Origin of the sequence: Glaciecola sp. XM2 (assembly GCF_018595715.1) — a bacterium.
Taxonomy (GTDB): domain Bacteria; phylum Pseudomonadota; class Gammaproteobacteria; order Enterobacterales; family Alteromonadaceae; genus Glaciecola.
This window is the reverse complement of the sequence record NZ_JAHEOJ010000013.1, coordinates 12438-35916: the sequence shown is the minus strand read 5'-3', so window position 1 is coordinate 35916 and position 23479 is coordinate 12438. Positions and strand designations below refer to the sequence as shown.

Annotated in this window: 19 protein-coding genes; 10 read left to right on the top strand and 9 right to left on the bottom strand. The window is 41.9% G+C overall.

Translation table 11 applies throughout. The features are described from left to right. Positions 1 to 195 precede the first annotated feature (195 nt). On the top strand, positions 196 to 2370 hold the full coding sequence (locus KJ365_RS00220) for a penicillin acylase family protein (protein WP_214449609.1): 2175 nt from the start codon (positions 196 to 198) through the stop codon (positions 2368 to 2370). A gap of 264 nt (positions 2371 to 2634) precedes the next feature. Here the strand turns inward: KJ365_RS00220 and KJ365_RS00215 are convergent, their stop codons facing one another. The 5 genes from KJ365_RS00215 to KJ365_RS00195 all read right to left on the bottom strand — a co-directional run bounded on the left by KJ365_RS00215 (position 2635) and on the right by KJ365_RS00195 (position 6900). Next, complete coding sequence (locus KJ365_RS00215; protein WP_214449608.1) at positions 2635 to 3198, bottom strand: hypothetical protein; 564 nt, start codon at positions 3196 to 3198, stop codon at positions 2635 to 2637. Positions 3199 to 3429: 231 nt separating this feature from the next. Beyond that, positions 3430 to 4212: a twin-arginine translocase subunit TatC gene (gene tatC, locus KJ365_RS00210; RefSeq protein WP_214449607.1), complete on the bottom strand. Its 783-nt coding sequence runs from the start codon at positions 4210 to 4212 to the stop codon at positions 3430 to 3432. Positions 4213 to 4243: 31 nt separating this feature from the next. After that, the gene (tatB, locus tag KJ365_RS00205; RefSeq protein ID WP_214449606.1) at positions 4244 to 4603 is read right to left on the bottom strand and encodes a Sec-independent protein translocase protein TatB; all 360 of its coding nucleotides are present in this window, start codon (positions 4601 to 4603) and stop codon (positions 4244 to 4246) included. A 19-nt stretch (positions 4604 to 4622) separates the two neighbouring features. Then, a complete protein-coding gene (gene tatA, locus KJ365_RS00200; protein WP_214449605.1) occupies positions 4623 to 4856 on the bottom strand; it encodes a Sec-independent protein translocase subunit TatA in 234 nt (77 codons plus the stop codon). 91 nt (positions 4857 to 4947) lie between these two features. Further along, positions 4948 to 6900 (bottom strand): PhoX family protein, encoded by a 1953-nt coding sequence (locus tag KJ365_RS00195; RefSeq protein WP_214449604.1) that lies wholly within the window; start codon positions 6898 to 6900, stop codon positions 4948 to 4950. Positions 6901 to 7371: 471 nt separating this feature from the next. Here KJ365_RS00195 and KJ365_RS00190 point away from each other — a divergent pair, with 471 nt between their 5' ends. Together KJ365_RS00190 and KJ365_RS00185 are read left to right on the top strand one after the other, a co-directional pair. After that, the gene (locus KJ365_RS00190) at positions 7372 to 8295 is read left to right on the top strand and encodes a universal stress protein (protein WP_214449603.1); all 924 of its coding nucleotides are present in this window, start codon (positions 7372 to 7374) and stop codon (positions 8293 to 8295) included. Between the two features lie 379 nt (positions 8296 to 8674). Continuing rightward, positions 8675 to 9835, top strand: coding sequence for a serine hydrolase domain-containing protein (locus tag KJ365_RS00185; protein WP_214449602.1), 1161 nt, complete (start codon positions 8675 to 8677; stop codon positions 9833 to 9835). Positions 9836 to 10370: 535 nt separating this feature from the next. Here the strand turns inward: KJ365_RS00185 and KJ365_RS00180 are convergent. Beyond that, entirely contained in the window at positions 10371 to 11603 is a 1233-nt protein-coding gene (locus tag KJ365_RS00180) for a type II toxin-antitoxin system HipA family toxin (protein WP_214449601.1), read from the bottom strand. A 22-nt stretch (positions 11604 to 11625) separates the two neighbouring features. Further along, positions 11626 to 11835, bottom strand: coding sequence for a type II toxin-antitoxin system Y4mF family antitoxin (locus KJ365_RS00175; protein ID WP_214449600.1), 210 nt, complete (start codon positions 11833 to 11835; stop codon positions 11626 to 11628). 397 nt (positions 11836 to 12232) lie between these two features. On the opposite strand from KJ365_RS00175, the gene KJ365_RS00170 reads away from it, so the two are divergent. Continuing rightward, positions 12233 to 13380, top strand: a protein-coding gene (locus KJ365_RS00170) for an IS3 family transposase (RefSeq protein WP_214449599.1) whose coding sequence is annotated in 2 segments (ribosomal slippage) — positions 12233 to 12482 and positions 12482 to 13380 — 1149 coding nt in all. Because the reading frame shifts where the segments join, the coding sequence is not laid out codon by codon here. Between the two features lie 404 nt (positions 13381 to 13784). Then, the gene (locus KJ365_RS00165; RefSeq protein WP_214449598.1) at positions 13785 to 14006 is read left to right on the top strand and encodes a helix-turn-helix domain-containing protein; all 222 of its coding nucleotides are present in this window, start codon (positions 13785 to 13787) and stop codon (positions 14004 to 14006) included. 9 nt (positions 14007 to 14015) lie between these two features. Here the strand turns inward: KJ365_RS00165 and KJ365_RS00160 are convergent, their stop codons facing one another. Beyond that, complete coding sequence (locus tag KJ365_RS00160; RefSeq protein WP_250883949.1) at positions 14016 to 15419, bottom strand: heavy metal sensor histidine kinase; 1404 nt, start codon at positions 15417 to 15419, stop codon at positions 14016 to 14018. Then, a complete protein-coding gene (locus KJ365_RS00155) occupies positions 15412 to 16092 on the bottom strand; it encodes a heavy metal response regulator transcription factor (RefSeq protein ID WP_214449597.1) in 681 nt (226 codons plus the stop codon). Before KJ365_RS00155 ends, KJ365_RS00160 begins: the two co-directional genes overlap by 8 nt. A 370-nt stretch (positions 16093 to 16462) precedes the next feature. On the opposite strand from KJ365_RS00155, the gene KJ365_RS00150 reads away from it, so the two are divergent. The 5 genes from KJ365_RS00150 to KJ365_RS00130 all read left to right on the top strand — a co-directional run bounded on the left by KJ365_RS00150 (position 16463) and on the right by KJ365_RS00130 (position 23452). After that, positions 16463 to 16714 (top strand): hypothetical protein, encoded by a 252-nt coding sequence (locus KJ365_RS00150; RefSeq protein WP_214449596.1) that lies wholly within the window; start codon positions 16463 to 16465, stop codon positions 16712 to 16714. A gap of 105 nt (positions 16715 to 16819) precedes the next feature. Further along, positions 16820 to 17344 carry a DUF411 domain-containing protein gene (locus KJ365_RS00145; RefSeq protein WP_214449595.1) on the top strand — a complete coding sequence of 175 codons (525 nt, stop codon included), beginning with the start codon at positions 16820 to 16822 and terminating at the stop codon, positions 17342 to 17344. Further along, positions 17344 to 18699 carry a TolC family protein gene (locus tag KJ365_RS00140; protein ID WP_214449594.1) on the top strand — a complete coding sequence of 452 codons (1356 nt, stop codon included), beginning with the start codon at positions 17344 to 17346 and terminating at the stop codon, positions 18697 to 18699. The genes KJ365_RS00145 and KJ365_RS00140 overlap by 1 nt, the downstream gene beginning before the upstream one ends. Further along, positions 18699 to 20315, top strand: a complete 1617-nt coding sequence (locus KJ365_RS00135) for an efflux RND transporter periplasmic adaptor subunit (RefSeq protein WP_214449593.1) — start codon at positions 18699 to 18701, stop codon at positions 20313 to 20315. Before KJ365_RS00140 ends, KJ365_RS00135 begins: the two co-directional genes overlap by 1 nt. Then, positions 20315 to 23452, top strand: coding sequence for an efflux RND transporter permease subunit (locus tag KJ365_RS00130; protein ID WP_214449592.1), 3138 nt, complete (start codon positions 20315 to 20317; stop codon positions 23450 to 23452). The genes KJ365_RS00135 and KJ365_RS00130 overlap by 1 nt, the downstream gene beginning before the upstream one ends. Positions 23453 to 23479 lie beyond the last annotated feature (27 nt).

The window sequence follows — 23479 nt, the reverse complement described above, 5'->3', positions numbered from 1 at the left end:
AGCTGATATCAACATTGACTATCTCACAACGTAAAAGTAACACATGGCTCTAGCAGTTTGCTGTCGCCAGTAAACTTCGAGAACCGGCATCAAGATGCGTTTATTTTTGATGAGCGGTAGTTTAAAAATATCAACGCTTTACACGCATCAGCCCTACCGATATATTTGCTAAAGACTCTACAAAGGTAAATATTTATGAAATCGTTTGTTCTTTTTTTAGCCCTCATATGCTCTAGCTTTTTAACACTGGCAAACGATTCAGATATTGCGCGTTGGCAAAAGCAAGCCAGTGAAGTCACTATAACGCGCGATACTTGGGGAATTCCTCATGTGTATGGCAAAACAGACGCAAATGCTGTATTTGGCATGATTTACGCGCAAGCTGAAGATGATTTCAATCGTATTGAAGTCAATTATTTAAACGCAATGGGGCGTTTAGCTGAAGCTGAAGGTGAGAGCGAGCTATATCGTGACTTGCGCATGCAGATTTATATTGACCCTGTCGATATGAAGCAAAAGTTTTCACAAAGCCCAGCATATTTGCAAACGCTCATGAGAGCTTGGGCCGACGGCCTAAATTATTACCTTCATACTCACCCAGAAGTTCAGCCAAGAGTGATTACCAAGTTTGAGCCGTGGATGGCGCTAACCTTCACGGAAGGAAGTATTGGCGGCGACATTGAGAGCATTAGTATAAACGGGCTTGAAAGCTTTTATGGCAACGACAAATCTAGTGAACAACTAGTGGCTTTAACCCAAGACCCTAATGCTGAGCCACGGGGATCTAACGGTTTTGCTATTGCCCCGCAGAATACCAAAAATGGTAACGCATTATTGCTGATCAATCCGCACACCTCCTTCTACTTTCGAGCAGAAATGCACATGCGTAGTGACGAGGGCTTAAATGCGTATGGCGCCGTTACGTGGGGCCAGTTCTTTATTTACCAGGGTTTTAATGAAAATACTGGTTGGATGCATACTTCAAGCGGCGCCGATTTTATTGATGAGTTTTTAGAGACCGTTGAGAAGCGCAAAGATGCTTATTACTACAAGCATGGTGACGTATGGAAGCCACTGCGCCAAAGAGAGATTAGCTTAGCTTATAAAACAGACCAAGGACAAAAGACGAGAACCTTTACGGTATATTACAGCCATCGTGGCCCCATTGTGCGAGAGCTCGATGGAAAGTGGATAAGCGTAGCGTTGATGCAAAACCCAATTGATGCATTAAAACAGTCATACGGTCGCACAAAAACCACCAATTATGACGATTACCGCGAGAATATGCGCTTGCATACTAATTCATCAAACAACACGTTGTTTGCTGATTCTGAGGGCAATATTGCTTACTTCCACAGTAATTTTATTCCACGGCGTGACCCGTCATTTGATTGGAAAAAACCAGTAGACGGCAGCAACCCTGCTACCGACTGGCAAGGGCTTCACACACTCGAAGAAACCGTGCATGGCTACAACCCTAAAAGCGGTTATTTGAATAATACAAACAACTGGCCATGGATGATGGCGGGGCCTAAGTACAGCCCTAAGGCGGAGGATTACCCGCCGTATATGGAGAACTTTCCGGAGAACTATCGCGGTATTCATGCCATTGAAGTGTTAGATGGGAAGAAAGACTTCACGATAGACAGTTTAGCCGCCGCGGCATATAGCCCGCGACTAACCGCGTTTGATGTATTATTACCGGTTTTATACCAAGCTTATGAAGCTGAGCCAGTTGCTGAGCTTGCGCCTCAAATTGCTTTACTCAAAGGCTGGGATCACCGTTCTAGTGTTGACTCTACAGCAACGTCGTTGGCGATTATATGGGGTCAAAAATTGCGTAGCAAAGCTGCCGATAATCAAGCCCGGCGCAGCGAGGCTGAGGAAAAAGGACTTAGCTTTGACCAATACATTGCCGAATATACCGCTGAAATAGGGGTGGCAACCTTGCAAGAGGCTAAAGAGCAGCTAATTGCTGATTTTGGTAGCGCAGAAACTCCTTGGGGCGAGATAAACCGATTCCAGCGTTTAACCGGTGATATTGTGCAGCCTTTTGATGACGATGAACCAAGCATTCCCGTTGGCTTTGCCTCTGCCCGCTGGGGCTCACTGGCTGCCTATGGTCAGCGCACATTCAACGGCACTAAACGTATTTATGGCACGCGAGGTAATAGCTTTGTTGCGGTGGTTGAGTTTGGTGACAAAGTCAAAGCAAAGGCTATTACTGCAGGCGGGCAGAGCGGTGACCCAGCCAGTCCGCATTTCAACGATCAGGCGCCATTGTATGCAGCGGGTAAATTACGCGACGTTTACTTTTACCCAGAAGATATAGAGAAAAATACGGTCCGTAAATATCACCCTGGTGAATAACAAAGGGCTGTTGCCCTAGGCTCACTGCAGGATGATGGTTACTGAATGAGGTTATATATCAAGTAGGATTATGTGGTATTGCCGCGATGGCGCAAATATTCTTTTATCTATATAACAAGTCAAACTAGGTTGAGCTGTTGAAAAGCGTGCAATATTTGATTTAGATTAATATTGATTGTTGCAAATGGATAAGAAAAGATGATGAAATTTGTTTACAGTCACAGTAGTAGTTTCATCATCTTTTTATAAATAATTCCAACAATACTATGACAACCTTTTACGCGCTACTAACGATAAACCTGCAAACATAAATAATAATGCGGTCGCTGGAGCTGAAGCTGGAATAGCTCTTTCACCTTGAATCACTTCAACAAACGAGCCATCTAAAAACACACCGTCAACGCCATCATCGTCAAAGCTTTCAGCAATTAGAATTTCCCATTCGCCTGAGCCATCTGCGATGGTGCCAGGGTCTAAAGAAAGTGTACCAGACGCTTCAAATACGCCAGAGTCGTCCAACCATCCTAGATCAAATTCACACTCAACGCCAAAGTCAGTACAACCAAATTCTTGGGTACCAATTTGATAAAAGTTATTACTATCTAAGTGTGCAATTTCAACTACTAAATCGCTAGCCCATGAAGGTGATAGTGCTTCAAAGAAGAAGCTAAAACTGATGCCTAATACCTCGCGTGTATCAGTATTATTAAAAGGTAAAATGTTAAACGCTGCGCCATCTGTTTCTTGGTCATCAAGTGAAATGACCACTGCGTTTGCTTGGATAGAGAGCAATAGTAATACTGCCGCAATAAAACTTTGTTTTTTCATATCAGTTCCATTTTAAATATGTAATGTTAAGGATGTTGTTAGTTGTACTTGCTAATACTTGTTGTTTTGCTCTTTCCCAAAAATTGCAGATAGAAGAAACAGAACAATCAGTGCTTAGAAAGCAACAACCGTTTTTACAGATTAAAGCGTTTATTTGCGCTACAGCTTTGCGCAAATATAACGTTTTAAAATGATTCTTTTTATAGCGGCAAACTGCCAAAATTAACGCTTTCATGACTGTTTACTCACAGCCGTTTGAGTGTTTAGTTCAGCGACCTTGGGTTTAAACCAAATGGCAAATAGCAAACCCAGTTCAAATAGTAACCACATTGGAATAGCCAATAAGGTCTGAGAAATCATATCGGGCGGAGTAAGCAGCATGCCAATTGCAAAGGCAGCCACAATAATGTATGAGCGGCCTTGTCTTAATTTCTCCACAGTTGTTGCCCCGCTCCATACTGCAACCACAGTGAAAATAGGAACCTCGAAGGCTAAGCCAAACGCAAAGAACAGCTTGATCATAATGTTTAAGCTATTTGTCATGTCGGGTATGTAGCGAATACCGTCAGGCACTACCGAAGGGAAAAACTGGAACATTAGTGGGAAAACAATGAAATAACAAAACACCATGCCGGCATAAAATAAAACAATACTGCTGGTCAAGATAGCTCGCCCATATTTACGTTCGCCTGTATAAAGACCTGGAGCGACAAAAGACCATACTTGGTGAAGAACAACAGGCACTGCTAAAAAAAATGATAAAATTAAGACCAGCTTAAACGGAGTAAAAAATGGGTCTATTAAACCTGTAGCAACCATTTCACTATTTTCGGGTAGCTGATTCATCAAGGGTTGAACCAAGATAAGGTATATTTCGTTAGCAAAAGAAATAAGTGATACAAACAATACAATAATAGTCAACACGGCTTTTATGAGGCGTGTTCTAAGTTCAATTAAGTGCGAAAGCAATGGCATTTCGTCTTTTTTGTAGGGGTTTTCAGTGTTACTCGACATATGTGTTTGCCTTATTTAGTAAGCATTTATGCTAACTGGTTCGTGTCACTGGTTTTGAGCTTGAAGCGACTTTCTCGGTTTCAGTGCTAACAAGATCAACCAGCGGTTCTTTGCTTTGAGTTTGATGATTTTGATTTACCCCGTCTTTATTGAACTGAGTAGCATTTGTCACTTCGTTGATTCGGCTCTTTTGAGCTTCGAATTCGCGCCTTAACTCATCCATTTCAAGTTCTCGATTCATTTCTGAAGAGAATGAGTTAACGTGGCGACGTATGCCCGCAAACCATTTGCTAAGTTGCCTTGCAGCAACTGGCAATTTGTCTGGCCCTAGCACCATTAGCCCTACCACTAATAAAATGCAAAGTTCAATAAATCCAATATCAAATGGCATACTGTTTACCTGAAGTTGTTTAGTTACTTGTTCTGGTTTTTTCTACAAAATCTGAGTCGAGAACTTCATCTTTATTGGTAGTTGTCTGCTCGAGAGATTTAAGTAGCTCGTCTTCTTTATCGTCTTTCATACCCGACTTAAAGCCTTTGATTGCCTCGCCTAAGTCACCGCCTACATTCTTGAGTTTTTTAGTGCCAAAAAGTAAAACAACAATGAGTAGAACAATTAATATTTGCCATGCGCTAATGCCCATTTTTTATGCCTCTTTAGTATTTCATCTGCTAATAGTTTTTTGTAAAGTCACACCAAACGTCCTTGTTTGGTGTGGTATTTATTGCCCTACTTTACGAACCGATAATGGCACCATTTTTACGTCGCAATACGAGTGTTGCGTCCCGTGGTACGGTAAAGCCGTCAGGTAAAGCTGGGAAGTTGGTTGACGCTGGGTTGCCGTTCCCTGGGTGCTGCAAGTTTACAAAAGCTGTGCGTCTATCCGGCGTACAGGTGAAGCCCGTTACTTCATCACTATTCACACCTACTAATAAACGCTTAGGCTCTGGTACATCTTTTGATGTATCAATAACAGTTAATTGGTCTTGCAGGCCATCAGGCTGACCACCATCTGTACCTATAAACAAACGACTTTCGCCGTCAGCCCAAGCTAAATCTGGGTCAGTAAATACACCTTCGGTACCGCGAGTTTCAGCCGCTAATAGGTATATTTCCCAGCTAAACGTCGTACCTAGATGGTCGTCGGCATCTACAGTTTTGATGATATGACCATCACTATTTGGCGCTTGTGGGTTAGCAGCATTTGCTACTGTTCTTTGAGAGTTGTTGGTAAGCGTCCAATATACTTCGCCGTCTTTGCCGATAGTCGTCCACTCGGGGCGATCCATTGGAGTTGCCCCAAGTAAATCAGCGGCAACGCGCGCATAAATTAATAGCTCAGCTTGGTCTGCAAAACGTTCAGCAAGTAATGGGTTTTCTATGGTAAGTTCTAACCATTCACCAGTGCCATCGTCGTTGTAACGAGCAACATAAAGCTTTCCGTCATCTAATGGGCTTAGACCAAGTTCAATAGATTCTTGCCAAGGATTAGTTGATACATATTTGTAGCAGTAATCAAAACGCTGATCATCACCCATATATGCAGCTATACGACCGTTGCTGCTTTCAGCAATGGCAATAGCTTCGTGCTTAAATCTGCCCAATGCAGTGCGTTTTGTAGGTGTTTGTGAACCATCAAATGGGTCAATCTCTACAATCCAACCAAAACGGTTTTGTTCGTTGACATAGTCAGGATTAGTTAGATCAAAGCGCTCGTCGAAGAAATACCAGCCGTAGCCAAAACCATCAAAGTCAAAACCGTATCTGCTTTGTTCTTCTGTTCTAATAGCGTTAAATCCGTCCGAATCTAAGGTAGACGAACCAAAATAACCGTTGAAGTTTTCTTCACAGGTTAAGTACGTTCCCCAAGGCGTAGGGCCAGAACCGCAGTTGTTCACGGTGCCTTGCGGCATATTACCCGCTGGGTTTTGTAGTAATGGTGAGCTAGCAGCCGGACCAGAGAATTGCACCGGTGTGTTAACAGTAATGCGTCTAGCAGCGTCACTTACTTCGACTTTCCAGCCATCAAAATGCTCTTTAATACGCACGACCGATACACCATGTACGTGCTGAGACAAACGCACATCTTCAAGACTTTCTGGCGAGCCTTTCCCTAATACGTGGAAATTGCCACCAAACTCATGGTTGATACATAGCATACCTTCGTCACTGCGCGCACGATAGCGACGGCCGTAACGCTGGGCACTTGGTAGATCGATTGGGAAAAACCACATACCGTCGTGGCCAATACCTACTTGTAAGGCGGCCTCTTCAGATGTTGGTCGTGTGCTTGGGTCGCCAGCGTACTCGTTAGTAACTCCAGGCTGAATAGGCGTACCCCAAGGGATCAAAACCTGGTATTCATAGTCTTCAGATATAGTAGGCATACGCGTATCTAAAACATCTTCGATAGCGACAGGCTTAAAACCTACCATTTCACGGTTAATTCTATCGTTTCCTCTACCAATATTCTCAGTGCGCCCTAGACCTCTCAGGCTTGCACTAGCTGCAGGTGTAAAGAATCCAGCAGCGGCAGCCACAGCGCCACCCGCTAGTACTTTACGTCGTGATAAATTAGATTGCAGTACATCTACAAAAGGACGGTTGCCAGAATCGTTTGATGCAATATCTTCTTTGTCATCGTGAATCTGCGCATTCTCAATGGGGGTATCATCATGTTTAAGCATTGCTAGTTACCATAGTCAATTAAATTTATAGTTTTGTTTACCTACATGAATACTCACTGCAATCCATGCGAGTGATAAGTATGCTTTTGCAAAATGACAAATTACTGACGGATTCGTGAAAAATCTGTGGCGGTTTAAAGACATTCTATTTACATTTTTATGACGGGGCTCAATACTGATCTCCCCAAAAATATGTAGACAGCGCTTTTGCTCAAATCGTTTTTACAAGCATCCACTTGATTTAAAAAATCACTCGATATTTATGCCAAACTGAGCGTTGTTATGAACAATAGTTCTCCATTTAACCAAGCACTAGGGGGGAGCGATCAGTATTGTATTGGTGTTGCAAACAGCAACTAGTGCCCGAAAAAACGATACGAGTTGAGATGGATCATAAAAGCGTCACAACAGATATTTACACTCAAATTAGTTTGAGGTTAACTTTTCCATTTGAGTGTGCAGGAGCGTAATATGTACTTTAAACGTATACTTTTTGTCAGTGATGGCTTTGGTGAAGATGAGGATGCATTGTCCAGCGCGATAACCCTTGCAAAGGATACTGACTGCGTAATAGACACCATTGTTTTATTACCCCACTTGCCTGCAAACTTTGACACTTATGCAGAAAAGTTCACCGAAAGTTTTACTCAATCTTGTCAGCAGATGATTAACAGTGTGTGCGCAAAGATGTCTTACAAGGCTTCAATAAATATTACGCATTTACAAAGCAAACGTGCCGCTTTAGCCATTATAAAAAAAGTCTTGTTGCACGATTATGACTTGATTGTAAAACAGGTAGAGTCAAAGAATCATGACAGAGGATTTAAATCACTCGACATGGATTTATTGCGTAAATGTCCTTGCCCCGTATTGCTATGCCGCCCGCAGCACCAAATCAATAATGGCAAGGTAGCGGTTGCCATCGATCCTATTGCCGAAGACGAGGTTGGGGAGTCATTATCAAAACAACTTTTAAGCATATCCGCAACTGTTACGGAGGCATCTCAGCACCCCATCGATGTGGTTTCATGTTGGGACTTTACCCTTGAATATAATCTGAATAATGAAACTTGGTTGAGCATGAGTAGTAGTGAATTGACAGCTGAAAGAGAAGTGGTGAAAAATCGGCACTTACATGCCCTAAAGAAAATCATTGAAGAAGCGACAGACGCGCCACAGCTGAAAATTAATCAATTGGAAGGCTTTGCTTTTGTAAAAGTACCAGAATTTGTTGCAGAAAATAACATCGATTTGGTGATAATGGGCACGGTTGCCAGAACGGGCATTGCCGGCTTTATTATTGGCAACACTGCCGAAAACATCCTGCAATTAATCACTTGTTCTTTGTTTGCGGTAAAACCTGAAGGGTTTGTATCGCCAGTAACGCTTGATTAGTGACTTTGCTAGTAATATTGGTGATAGATTCAAAGACATATGCTGGATACTAAGATGCATTGAACATTTTTGTGAGTCAGTCCAACTGGATGTTACTAAGTACTACCCATATTCAAGGTTATTTATCCCATAATTTTTTTGGTATGGAGGTGTTTGTATTTCTTACTGACACTTATTGCCAATGAGGTATTGGTACATAACATCAACTAAGATCCAAGTGGCTTTTTATATAAGCTTTGTGGACTCCTATTTTTCACAATAAAAAATTGATAATAATCTTAGCCACCGTTTGCCCAAAACAGGTCATAGAAATCGCGCAATGTCATACTTAAAGTGTTAAATTGTCTGACTCCATTATTTCTTAAGGATATGTACACTAATGAAAACATTATGCAAATTAACTGCTTTAACGTTTATTGTAGTATTCCATAGTTGTATCTTTGCAAGTACGCCAGACACTTCTGAACTCAATAAAACACTCTCCGATCTTATTCCAGCGCAAGAACCAGGATGCTCTGTGGGTGTCTTTGAAAACGGAAGACCACTTATCAAAAAGGGCTTTGGGCTGGCTAATGCCGAACTAAATGTGCCCATGTCAGATAACAACGTCCACCGAATGGCTTCTGTATCAAAGCAATTTGTCGCAATGGCGGTTCACCTGTTGGCAGATCAAGGCAAAATAAATCTAGAAGATGATATCAAAGCTTATGTGCCTGGTTTGCCTGATTATGGAAAACGCGTGTCTATTGAGAGCATAATAGGGCACGTGGCAGGTATGGGTGACTACGATATGATTTCAAGCTTTGGTGCGCCTGATGGCTATGTTGCGCCAAAAGGTGCGTTAAACCTTAACGCGGTATCTGGTCATCCTTTTAGAATAGGGAATGAAGATTATTTAAGTGTTGCTGAGTTTCATGCCTTGGTAAAAACGCTGCCATTGGTATTAGAGCCCAACACAGAATGGCGATATAGCAACATGGGCTATGTCATGCTCGCCATATTAGTGGAGGAGGTAAGCGGCTTAACGCTGCGCGAATTCTCTGACAAACACATCTTTACACCCTTGGGTATGAGCGATACTTTCTTTGCAGATCACCCTACAGAGATAGTAAAGAACAGGGCCTATGGTTATGTGAAAAACGATAATGGTGAGTATGAAAACAACATGACTAATCTGTTTTGGGTAGGGGATGGCGGTTTGCATACTACTATAAGCGACATGCAGAAATGGGATGCTCAGTTTTATAATCCAAAATTGGGTAGCAACCCAAAAGCACTAATGCAAACATTTATGTTGGCGAACAGTCCTCTTACGATTAACCCAAGTGACGGAGCAGAAACGCTTTATGCAAACGGCCAAATGCTTTCCAACACAGACTACGGATTTCGAGCTGCCCACTCAGGAGGATGGTTAGGTGCATACATAATGTATCGTAGATATCCTGAAAAGCAGTTTATGAATCTTGTTATGTGCAGCAATGTGTCAATAGACAGTGCTCAAATCGCAGATGCAATCGATAAATGGTATTTTGAGCGTTAATGTATTAATAAGCTTAGGTAACGTTTGACAAATGTACGCTAGTATTAGCTCCAAGTTTTTTTTGCGAAAAACAAACGATAGACTGCTTTTTTAGCTCGTATTGAGTATAGCTTTCTGAGCATGTTTGACTTTGAGCGTCTAGCGGGCCACCTTCTATGACCGCTCTGGATCTCTCTATGTCGTTGACAAAGCCACTGATAATTACTCCGTCAATCCAATTCGCGTGTAAAAAAGCGAACAAATTTAATTTCGCTGTAGGCCTTGTAAATAGATGGCTACAAAGAAACCGAGTTACGGATTTGCCACATTTTCGGCACATGTTTTGTAAATTCATAGGCCAAATCGATAGAGTGACAACGAGGTCACAATAAATAGATGTTGAAAAACAAGAGGGTAGAGAGTGGTGGACGCTACTGTGGTTCGTCACGATGTGATTGAACCAGTGACCCTCGCCTTGTAAGGCTTTGTTTCCCAGGATCATCTTATAGTGCATCAAATATTGTTGATAGTGGATTCGTGAATCACTCTTATTGAGTCAAGCTTTTAAATCAATAAGCCTTTTATTAAACATCGTTATCCACAGTGTTTGTTGCTTTGCATTCATGACCGCAAAGAGCATCGGGTGGTGCTTTTCACACAAAGTTATAAGCTTATCAAGCATAGAGGATATTGATTTTTCAGGAATAGAGAAAGATGCACCTAAGGTGATAAAGTCTTGTCTAGTTATATTATCATCTCGTCCATTTACCTTTAACGCCATTTTATGGTCTTGGTATATATAAGTTGTAATCAAGTCATAACATGGGCTGAGCACTGTTCTTCCAGATGCTGACAAAGTTTGTATGCTGATATTTTTTGCATGGAGGTCGCCATTTCCTATTAAATAAGAATATGCATAGAGCTGAATTGCTTTTAGTATTTCTATTTTGGGTGCTGTTGTATATTGCGCTATCCCCTGTAAAACATCCTTAAAGCTTATGCGGTATTTATCTGCTGGGTATCGGTCTAAGAACTGACAACCGTCTTCTTGATGATGCATGCAGATGGTCATACTTTTTTTGTCGCTTTGTGTAACGATAAAGCGATCAAATCGCTCCACCAGCAGGCCATGTTGCCCTTTTTTATCATAAATTATTTTGCTTGCGTTTACGCTCAACCCGCACTTCTTCGCAAGCTTGAGGGATAGGTGTTTGTTTTCAACTAAATGTGGCTTATCTTTGGGGTTTAACTTTAGGATATAGAATTTGTCTTTTTGTGCATGATTAATTGGAAAGCTGATCATGGAGGCAGATATTTTTTCCTGAACCCCAGATAGCGCTTGGTTATATTCGTTGTAGTTTACATCTTCTAGGCTTTCTTCGAACAGCTTATAAAAATCGAGCTGGTCAAAGCTTGTGGGATTGTTAGGTCTTGCTTGGAAGGTGTGTCCTGGGGCGAACACATTGATATCTCCAATGCACTGCGAGCCTACCGTCGCTAAGATACTAAAAAGATCGTCCTCAGATGTTTTAATCTTGCTGATGAGTGCTTTAAGCCGCAATCCTTCTGGAAGGAGGCCGGCAAAAAATGGTGGAAGTGAGTCGCCGTAGTATGTATATGTCGGGTTTTCAGTCCTTAGATGGAAAGAGATACCTTTATTCTCTTCAGCTAAGAACGCGTCATCAAAAGAAAACACCACTCCTTTGAGAGTGCGCATGAGTTTGCCGGCGAGTTTTGTGCCTTTATAAACATCTAACTGTTCTAGATCTTTTGCTTCGTCTAAGCGCAATTTGATTTACCTGCTTTGTTTATCATTTCGAGTACGCAAGTTCTATGCGCAAACCTAGGGTATCTAAAACCATTAATACCTTGTCCATTTGTACGCTTGGCTTACCTTGTTCAAGTTGGCTTAAAAAATTTAAGCTAACGCCGCTGAGGTTTGCTAGTTCGGTTTGTGTCATAGATTGAGCTTTGCGCTCTTGTCTGATTTTTGTTCCAATCAACATTAAATCTGAGCTCATATTATTTCCTACGAACAAATGAATATCCATTAAAATACCATACAATAGCTATAAGGAAAGGATTTTTCAATCGTACGAGTGAATTAATATGAAGTTAGACTCTCTGACGCTTAGATTAGATATAAATTCATGTGAACATGGGAATATTAGCGTACTGGCCTTTCAACTGATAATGTTAAGTTGTTAAAGTGAGACAAATAACATTTGGCTATTTGCTCCTTCGTAGCTTATTTTGGCGAATTTACGAAGGTCTTTACCTTGCAAAAGATGGCAGGTTAAGCTGAGTTTTGTGGTTTTTTATATTTAAATGAGTGATACAAAACATCCAAATGAATCGCCACTAGTTTACTAGACACCTCTTAGTTAGATAAACTAACTAAAAATAAGGTGAAAGTATATGAGCGGACAACGCTATCCTGAAGAATTTAAAATAGAAGCTGTTAAGCAAGTTACTGATCGCGGTCACTCGGTTGCAGATGTTGCTGAACGATTGGGTGTAACAAGCCACAGCATCTATAATTGGATGAGAAAATATGGCCCGAATGCAGCTGAGCATAAGGCTAAGTCTGATGATAATGAAAGAGTTAGGGCGTTAGAGAAAGAGTTGAAGCGAGTCACTGAAGAGCGCGACATCTTAAAAAAAGCGGCGGTATACTTCGCGAGTCAGTCCAACTGAGGTATGCCTTTATTAAGGACAATCTGGGTTTAGCGCCAACAAGACGCCTGTGCGGCATACTTAACGTTCATCCAAGTGGATTTTATGCGTGGCGCAAACAACCTACATCAAGGCGCTCACGTCGAGATACTAAGCTAACTGGTTTAATCAAGCAGTTCTGGCTCGAATCAGGCAATGTGTATGGCTATCGTAAGCTTCACTCTGATTTACAAGATATCGGAGAAAAGTGCGGTATCAACCGTGTTCACAAGCTAATGAAGCAAGAAGGAATCAAAGCCCAGGTCGGTTACCGAAAGCCCAGACATCGTGGTGGCAACCAGCATGTTGTGGTGCCTAATCGCTTGCAGCGTGAATTCAATCCTGATGCCCCTGATAACGCTTGGGTGACAGATATTACCTACATCAAAACACATGAAGGGTGGCTTTATCTAGCGGTAGTTCTGGACTTGTTCTCAAGGAAAATTGTCGGATGGTCAATGCAGTCATTAATGACTAAACAGATTGTGTTAGACGCCTTACTGATGGCAGTTTGGAGGCGAAAACCAACTAACCAAGTAATGGTGCACTCGGATCAGGGAAGTCAATATACAAGCTACGAATGGCAGTCGTTTTTAAAAGAGCATGGACTAGCAGGAAGTATGAGCCGTCGCGGTAATTGCCATGATAATGCCGTTGCAGAAAGCTTTTTCCAACTCCTTAAACGTGAGCGCATCAAGAAAAGGATCTACTCAACAAGAGGTCAAGCGAGAGCGGACATATTCAATTATATTGAGATGTTTTATAACGTAAAACGAAAACATGGTTCCAATAATTTGTTATCGCCAGTAAACTTCGAGAACCAGTACCAAGAACAACTGAGAAGTGTCTAGGTTACTAGTGGCGATTCATACTAAGCTCCTCCCGCTGTTGGCATTCGGAACGCAATGTCGCTTTGGAGGTACATTGTTTTCTCCACTTCTTCCCAAATAAAGAGAAATTTCTTGCGACCAAATGCGCGAATATAGTGTTTTCCCTCAAATAAACAACTGTCGATTAGTTCGTGGCGAATCGTACGGGGGTGATATTGAATTCGCTTTGCTAGTTGATCTGTTGTTAAGTATGTTAAACTCATAATATAACCTCTTAGTGATTAAATATATTATCATGTGATTAAATATATTATCATGTGATTAAATATATTATCATGTGATTAAATATATTATCACAAAGTCATAAAGTCAACCCCTAAATCACATAAAATTTATCATGTGATAATAAATACAATCATAAAATCATGTTGAAATTTAAATTTAAGCAACTTTTAGCAGAAAAAGAATTCAATGACGGTCAAGTCGTAACAATTACTGATGTAGCAAAGGCAACGGGAATAAACCGTATGACACTTTCAAAAATCGCGAATAAAAGAGGATATAGCACTGTGACTGACAATATAGATAAGTTGTGTGCTTATTTTGAATGCGAGGTCGGTGATTTAGTGGAGTATGTTAAAGAGTAAAATAAGTTTTTACGCGTTTTCAAATACTATCTTAAAAATTGTTTGATCATTTGAAGATTCGGCCTCTATTTGTCCGCCATTAATTTCAATTACCGCTTTTGCAATTGTTAACCCTAGCCCAGCACCTTCCTCATCTCTTTTGCGAGAAGGGTCAGCTCTGTAAAATCGGTCAAATAACCTAGTTAAATGTTTTTCAGAAATCGTTTCACCATGGTTACTAACCGATATCAATATCCGTTCTGTTGTTTTTTTGGTTTCAATCACAATGTCGTTATCAACTGGCGAATATCTGACAGCATTGGATATTAGGTTACTTAACGCTTGTCGAAGCATAGTCCTATCACAATTAACTGTAACGGTTGGGCCAACTAACTGTAGGCTTATATTTTTTTCATCAGCAATGAGTTCGAAGTATTCTAGCAAGTCTTTAATTTCACTATTAACATCAATGTTTTCTTTGTTTGGTTTTATTAAGCCATGCTCAGTTTGCGCAAGTAGTAACATGTCGCTGACCATTTTCGTCATACGGTCGAATTCTTCAAGATTAGAGTAGAGCATTTCTGTATATTGTTCGTTACTTCTAGGTCTGCTTAACATCACCTGAGTTTGTGTAGTCAAATTAGTAATGGGCGTGCGCAGTTCATGGGCTATGTCGGCTGAGAAAAAAGATAAGCGTACAAAACCATCTTCGAGTTTTTGTAGCATAACATTGAACGAATTAACTAAAGCGAGTAGCTCGGTTGGCACAGCTTCTGAACTGACCCGTTCATCTAGATGATCAGCTGATATAGTTTCTATTTTCCGGGTTAGCTTTCGTAAGGGGGAGTGACCTCTGTATATGGCGAACCTAGCGGCTAAAATAGTGATCACGGCTGCACATATGGTAATTAACCACAGCGTTTTCTTAAATTCATCCATATACGTCATATGGAATTCCATGTTAGACGCAACTATTACACTAAAATTGGTTTCGACATTGTCTATAAAAACGTTTGTATTTAGCTTTGTCCCTCTGAACATATGCTGAGCATCTTTAAATAGAAGTAGATGCTCTGGTTGCACAGACTTATATATCGGCGCATGTTCTGGGTAGAAACTAAAATCCACTTTTGTGCTGGTATAAAGCACTTCTCCCGCTGCGCTCTCAACATGATAATAAACTCCATGATGTCCTGATACTGCATCTTTCAGTGTGTCCACTGGAGATAATTTTTGTAAGCCTGATTCCGCGAGTTGCTTATTAACAGCAACAAATACTTCGTTCAGTTCACCGGCATCTTGCTCAGTAAAATGTTGTTCTATCGAATGTACAACAATCTCATGCATGATTGATAAACAGACTATTACAGCAAAACCTACAAGTATAGTTGAGCGAAATGCGAGTGAATTGGGAATGCGAAACATCTTATTCATTGTCAGCCGCTGAAATTTTATAGCCCATACCACGGATGGTTTGTATAAGCTTCACTGAAAAGTCATCATCGATTTTGGCGCGCAAGCGTCGAATTGCAACATCAATAACATTTGTATCACTATCAAAATTGATATCCCAGACTTGTGAAGCAATGAGAGAACGGGGTAATACTTCACCTTGTCGTCTCACCATAAGCTCTAACAATGTAAATTCTTTAGTGGTTAGGTTGATGGTTCTGCCCGCTCGCGTGGCAATACGAGAAGGAATATCTAGCTGTAAGTCAGCAATTGCGAGTATATTTGTAGGGGCTGCTATCGTGCGCCTCACTAAAGAGCGCACCCTTGCAAGCAGTTCAGCAAATGCAAAGGGTTTGACCAAATAGTCGTCTGCGCCTAATTCTAATCCCTTTACTTTATCCTTAACACTGTCTCTAGCGGTTAAAAACAGTACTGGCGTATGGTTACCGGCCTCCCTCAATGAACTCATTATCTTCCAACCATCTATATCAGGTAACATTACGTCCAGTATCACGAGCTCAAAGTTTCCCGTCACTGCTTTGTGATGACCATCAAGTCCATTTCTTACTAACTCAACAACAAACCCCCCCTCTGACAAGCCTTGTTTGATATAGTCGCCGGTTTTCACTTCGTCTTCTACCACTAGTATTTTCATTCTCGCTCCATTTGTATCCGTTATTTTTTGCAACTCTTTGGAAAATGTCGAGCGAATGCACAACTTATCTTAAAAGCGGCTCATACCGATAGTATAAAGGACTAATTTGTTGAATAAACATCAGATGACAGAAATGTAATCTATGTGTAATCATCTTGTCAGGTTGAGTTGATATTATCTGGTAGTCGTTTGAATAACACTTTTTTTTGTTAAAAAGTGTGTATTTGTATTATGTGTCCTTACGCTATAATAAAGGTGTAAATTGTTTATTCGTTTCGTCCACATTAGTGTAGTTATCATATTGCTACTATCGCAAGGGTTAGAAGCATTGGCTGTGTCTTCTGAAATGCCATGTATGCAGGAACATAATATGATGTCAGAAATCTCTATGAGTGGCACTCATTCTGACAGCATGGCAATGGATGAAAATAGTGAAAGTTGCTGTCCGGAAGACTGTTGTTGCCCAATGGGCGTTCTTACTGTCGCCGTGTTAGTAGACAGCAGATTAGACGGATTGCCTGACTTAACCACGATACCGTTTAAATCAATTGAGCCATCAATTGAAAAAGCGTTTCTCCATCCGATACAGCGTCCTCCAAAAACACCTCTCTACATATCATAACTTGCAGTCGCGACAAATATAGTGAATTGCATTCGCTTATCGTGAAGATAAATAGCTAAATTCAAATTATTAAACACACTTTTTCTTTTTTGAGAGGAAAGATATATGAAATTTTCAACAATGTTGCCCGTGAAGGTATTATTAATCGCAGCTGTTTTGCTAACAACGGCCTGTTCAGATGCAGCTAACAACAAGGCGACTGAACAAGGTGAAAAGATTTCCAAACCTGCCGTCATCGAGCTAACCGTATACAAAAGCAGAACCTGCAACTGTTGCCAAAAATGGATTAATCATGCCGAAGACCATGGGTTTGATGTGAATGCGAGAAACGTTACGTTTATGTCGGACATTAAAGAGGACAGAGGCATAGCACCAAATTATCGGTCTTGTCACACGGCAGAGTCGAGTAATGGTTTTGTGTTTGAAGGGCATGTGCCGGCAAAGTACATCAAACAGTTCTTGGCCGATGTGCCAAAAGATAGCATAGGACTATCTGTCCCAGCCATGCCCATCGGTACGCCCGGCATGGAGGTCGACGACCGCTTTATGCCATACCAAATATTGCTATTAAAAGAAGACGGAAGCTCATCGGTATATGCGGAAATCGCTAGTTATGAGGAGCAGTTTTAATGAGATATCGTATCGCCTTTTTATCAATATTAATCATGCTGATGCTAAGTCACAACGCCATTGCCAATAAAGCTGACTTTCTCACACTAGAAGACGCAATTGCAGCAGCAATTAAACAAGATCCATGGTTGACGGGAAGTCAATACCGAGAAGACGCGTTACTCGCGAGTAGTGTGTCCGCATCTTCGCTTCCTGATCCTGTGGTATCGATTGGACTGGCGAACCTACCAACCGATGGTTTTGCATTTGATCAAGAACCAATGACACAACTGAAAGCAGGCGTGTCGCAGATGTTTCCGCGCGGTGATAGTTTGGATATAAAACGCAAACAACTTGAAGAACTCGCTAAGCAACATCCAATCATGCGCAAAGATCGAGTCGCGAAAACAACATTAGCGGTTTCTGTTAAGTGGCTTGAGATTTTTCGGGCCCAACAGACAATATCACTCATTGAACAAGACCGTGCTTTATTTGAACAGCTCGGCGACGTCGCGCAAGCGAGTTACTCGTCAGCGGTTGGCAAAGTAAGGCAACAAGATATCGTTCGCGCTCAGCTCGAGCTAACAAGGCTTGATGATCGTTTGACTAAACTGCATTCCCAAAAAGAGCAAGCGCTTGCTGAATTGCTTGAATGGTTATCAGATGATACGACTTGGACATCTAATCAAATGCGATATAAACAAATGGTTTCCCTACCTGCTGCAACGCCATCAATTAAACCTTTATATGCAGATGCTGAACAAGCGCTAAACAGTCGCGACACGCAACGCTTAGCCCATGTTTTGGTTTCGCACCCGTATGTTTTGGCAATTGAGCAAAAAATAAGAGCCAGTAAAACAGGTATTGAATTAGCCAAGCAGCAATACAAGCCACAATGGGGGGTGAACGCAAGTTATGCGTATAGAGCCGACGATCAGTTAGATCGTAGCCGAGCTGATTTTATCTCGGTGGGTGTCTCATTTGACGTGCCCGTATTTACCAGCAACAAACAAGATCAAGACGTATCCGCAGCGATTAGTCAAACCGAGGCGATAAAGACAGAAAAAAGACTAGCCATTAGATCGCTACTATCTCAACTGCAATCTGCATATGCTTCTCACCTAAGGCTTTTGCAGCGCGAAACACTTTATCAAACTGATATTTTGGTTCAAATGAGCGAGCAAGCTGAGGCTTCTTTAACGGCATATACCAATGATGATGGTGATTTTGCTGAAGTAGTAAGAGCAAGAATAGCCGATCTGAATGCCAGAATTGACGCATTGAACATTGAAATTGACTTACTCAAGTCGCGATCACAACTCAACTACTTTTTTAGCGATGGTCAAGACGTTACTCATCGCATTGGAGAAAATTAATGAAAAATACAAGCACACTGGCCATTGGACTCATCGCTGGAGCGGTGCTAACAGCATTGACTTATACGTTTATCATGCCCCATTCCGTCGATAGCGCATCAAATGCCGACAATGCCGATAGCAATGCACCCTTATATTGGGTCGCCCCTATGGATCCGAACTATAGAAGAGACGCACCTGGTAAATCGCCAATGGGGATGGATCTTGTGCCGGTATATGATGATGGGGGCACGGATGAGAGTCCCGGCACTGTCACAATACATCCAAATGTAGAGAATAACTTAGGTGTACGAACGGCGTCTGTGGAGAGAAAAAGCTTACATGTGCCAATTAAAACGGTGGGTTATGTGCAATACAATGAAGACACACTTGTGCATATTCACCCACGTGTTGAAGGTTGGATAGACGAATTATATGTAAAAGCAGCTGGTGAATACGTTAAAAAAGGTGAGCCTTTATACGCGCTCTATTCACCCGAGTTAGTAAATGCGCAGGAGGAATTTCTGCTTGCTCGAAACCGCAATAACGCCAATCTACTGCAGGCTGCTACCTCTCGGCTTGAAGCCCTTCAAATGCCAGCTCAAGCGGTTAAGCAACTCAAGCAAACCGGTAAAGTTCAACAAACCATCACGTTTACCGCCCCTCAAACAGGCTTTGTCGATAATCTGAATATCAGACAAGGCTTTTATGTTAAACCTGGTGTGACGATATTATCTATTGGCGCGTTAGATGAAGTATGGGTGGATGCGGAGGTATTTGAACGTCAGTCGAACCAGATTGAGAAAGGCTTAGCGGTCACCATGACGCTTGAGTATTTGCCAGAAAAAGTGTGGGAGGGCGAAGTTGATTATGTTTACCCATCATTAGACAAAGACACAAGAACGCTAAAAGCGAGATTACGTTTTGACAATCCCGAGTATTTCTTGAAACCCAACATGTTTGCACAAGTCACCATCCATTCCGATCTGGATGATGAAAACCTTTTGGTGCCCACTGAAGCGGTTATTCGCACTGGAAAGCAAGACCGAGTGGTACTTGCTTTAGGTGAGGGGCGCTTTAAATCTATCGAAGTCAAGGTTGGCAATATCGTCAATGAATACACGGAGATTTTAAGCGGTCTAAGAGACGATGATGTAGTCGTCACTTCTGCTCAATTCTTATTAGATTCTGAAAGCAGCATTTCGTCTGATTTTAAACGAATGGAAGAGGCCGAATCCATGCCATCTAAGGTATGGACTACCGCAACTGTCAACAGTGTGATGGCAGAGCATAATATGGTGAATCTTGATCATGCGGCAATTGACGAATGGGATTGGCCTGAAATGACAATGGATTTTTTTGTTGACCAAGATTTGGACATTACCAAGTTAATGCCTGGCATGTCATTGCATTTACAAATTACAAAGACAGATTCAGGTGATTACTTAATTACACAAATCCATATTGTGGATGAAGACGGCAACATGATGCACATGGAAGGTATGGACGATATGGATGATATGGATGATACAGAGTCTATGGAAAATATGGAGAGTATGGATCATTCTGGTCACTCGATGGGCACAGACAATGCAGATAAAGAGATGGATCATTCAGGTCACGGAGGACAGTACTAATGATTGCAGCCATTATTAGGTGGTCTGTCACCAATCGATTTTTTGTATTGCTTATCACCATAATCATTGTTGGTGGAGGCTTGGTCGCTGTAAAAAACACACCAGTAGATGCACTACCTGATTTGTCAGATGTGCAAGTGATTATTAAAACAAGTTACCCTGGGCAGGCACCTCAAGTTGTTGAGGATCAAGTAACTTATCCTCTTACTACCGCGATGCTATCGGTGCCTGGTGCCAGAACCGTGAGAGGTTACTCATTTTTTGGTGACTCTTATGTCTACATCATTTTTGATGACGATACGGATTTGTATTGGGCGAGAAGCCGCGTACTCGAATACTTATCCCAAGTTGCTCCCAATTTACCTGAAAATGCTAGGCCTCAATTAGGACCAGACGCAACGGGTGTGGGTTGGGTGTATCTTTATGCCTTAGTCGATAGAACGGGCCAACACGATATTAGTCAGTTGCGCAGTTTACAAGACTGGTTTTTAAAATTCGAGTTACAGACAGTTTCTGGGGTATCAGAAGTATCGTCGATAGGCGGGATGGTTAAGCAGTATCAGGTTAGAGTGGATCCAGAGAAGCTCAGAGCCTATGGCATACCCCTTTCTCATATTCAAATGGCTATTAAGCGCGGTAATCAAGAGGTTGGCGCATCGGTTATTGAGATGGCTGAAGCCGAATATATGGTTCGAGCTACGGGCTATATTGAAAATAAACGAGACATAGAACTTATTCCCTTGGGCGTAAATAATAATGGTACGCCATTGTTGATTAAAGATATTGCTGACGTCCAATTAGGGCCACAAATGCGCCGCGGCATTGCTGAGTTAAATGGAGAAGGTGAAACGGTTGGTGGAATAGTTGTGATGCGCTACGGCGAAAATGCGCAAAAAACAATTGACGGGGTGAAAGCTAAGCTCGAGGAACTTAAAAAAGGTTTACCAGACGGTGTTGAAGTAGTGACAGTTTATGACAGATCTGCTTTGATTGAACGTGCAGTTAATAATCTTGGTTTCAAGTTATTGGAAGAGTTTGGCGTGGTTGCCGTCGTGTGTATCGCCTTCTTGTTTCATGTTCGTTCATCGCTAGTAGCAATTGTGAGTCTACCGGTTGGTATTCTCGTGGCATTCATCGTCATGTATTTTCAAGGGATCAATGCCAACATCATGTCGCTAGGGGGGATTGCCATTGCTATTGGCGCGATGATTGACGGTGCCATAGTTATGATTGAAAACATGCACAAACACATGGAGCGAACGCCACTTACTAAAGAAAACCGATGGCAAATTGTCGTTGACTCGGCTGTGGAGGTTGGCCCAGCGTTATTTTTTAGCCTTCTTATTATTACAGTCAGCTTTGTCCCAGTGTTTACGCTGGAAGCGCAAGAAGGCCGGATGTTTTCCCCCTTAGCGTACACAAAAACCTATGCAATGGCTGCATCCGCAGCACTTGCCATAACACTAGTACCAGTATTAATGGGGTATTTTATTAGAGGAAAAGTGCTGCCAGAGCATAAAAACCCCGTCAATAAGGGCTTGTCTTGGTTGTACATACCATCGTTAAAAACCGTGCTGCGCTTTCCAAAGCTGACACTTGTTGGCGCATTAGTTGTCCTAGTCATTGGTTTTTGGCCGGTCAATAAAATTGGCAGCGAGTTTATTCCTCCACTTGACGAAGGTGATTTAATGTATATGCCCACGACATATGCTGGCATATCCATCGGTAAAGCAAGAGAATTGCTTCAACAAACTAATAAGCTAATATATACGGTGCCCGAAGTAGAAACGGTATTTGGTAAAGTGGGGCGTGCAGAAACTGCCACCGATCCCGCGCCCTTAACAATGATTGAAACATTCATTCAGTTAAAACCCCACAATGAATGGCGTGAGGGTTTAACGACTGAAGATTTGATAAAAGAGCTTGATAACCTGATTGACTTCCCAGGGCTCACAAATGCTTGGGTCATGCCCATTAAAACCAGGATTGATATGTTGGCTACCGGGATCAAAACACCGGTAGGTATCAAGATAGGAGGACCAGAGCTTGGCGAAATACAGAGCATTGGCCAACAAATCGAAACAATTCTTGCACAAGTAGATGGGACGGCCTCTGTTTATTCGGAACGAGTGGCAGGCGGGCGCTACGTAAAGGTTGACATACAGCGAGATAAAGCCGCGCGTTATGGCCTTAACATAGCGGATATTCAGTCAGTTGTATCCAGTGCCATTGGCGGTATGAATGTCACACAAAGTGTTGAAGGGCTCGAGAGATATCCGGTCAACGTGCGTTATCCTCAATCATATCGCTCATCCCCACAAGCGTTATCTTTATTGCCGATTGTGACACCGAAAGGAAAGCGTATTGCGCTTGCAGATGTAGCAGATGTGTACATAGAGGATGGCCCTCCGGGGATCAAAAGTGAAAATGCACGCCTAAATGGCTGGGTATTTGTGGATATTGATGGCGTGGATATTGGTAGTTATGTGGTGTCAGCTCAGCAAGCCGTGAGTGAACAGTTAGTATTGCCTGCTGGCTACTCCATTACCTGGTCTGGTCAATATGAGTATATGCAACGCGCCAAAGAAAAACTCACCTACGTTGTGCCACTGACACTGTCCATTATTATTATTCTGTTGTACCTCAACTTTAGAAACATTACTGAAGTAGCCATTATCATGGGCACTTTGCCTTTGGCGATGGTTGGTAGCATCTGGTTAATGTATCTAGAGGGATTCAACTTTTCGGTAGCAGTAGGAGTCGGTTTTATTGCACTCGCTGGCGTTGCAGTTGAAATAGGTGTGATCATGTTGGTCTACCTGAACCAAGAATACAACGCGCTAATCACACGCTGCAAAGAACAAAATGTCATACCGAGCGATGAGCAATTAACAGAAGCTATATTGCACGGCGCAGGACTGCGCGTTAGGCCTGTCATGATGACGGCTTTAGCCATCATTCTTGGATTACTACCTATTTTATATGGAACAGGCACTGGGGCTGAGGTCATGAGTCGAATTGCCGCGCCAATGGTAGGCGGAATGATGAGTGCCGTGCTACTCACGTTGCTTGTTTTACCCGCCATTTATCTATTGTGGAAAAAAAGGCAGATACACCAATTAGCTAATAACATTTAACCCGTAACTTTATAAAAGAGAGATTAA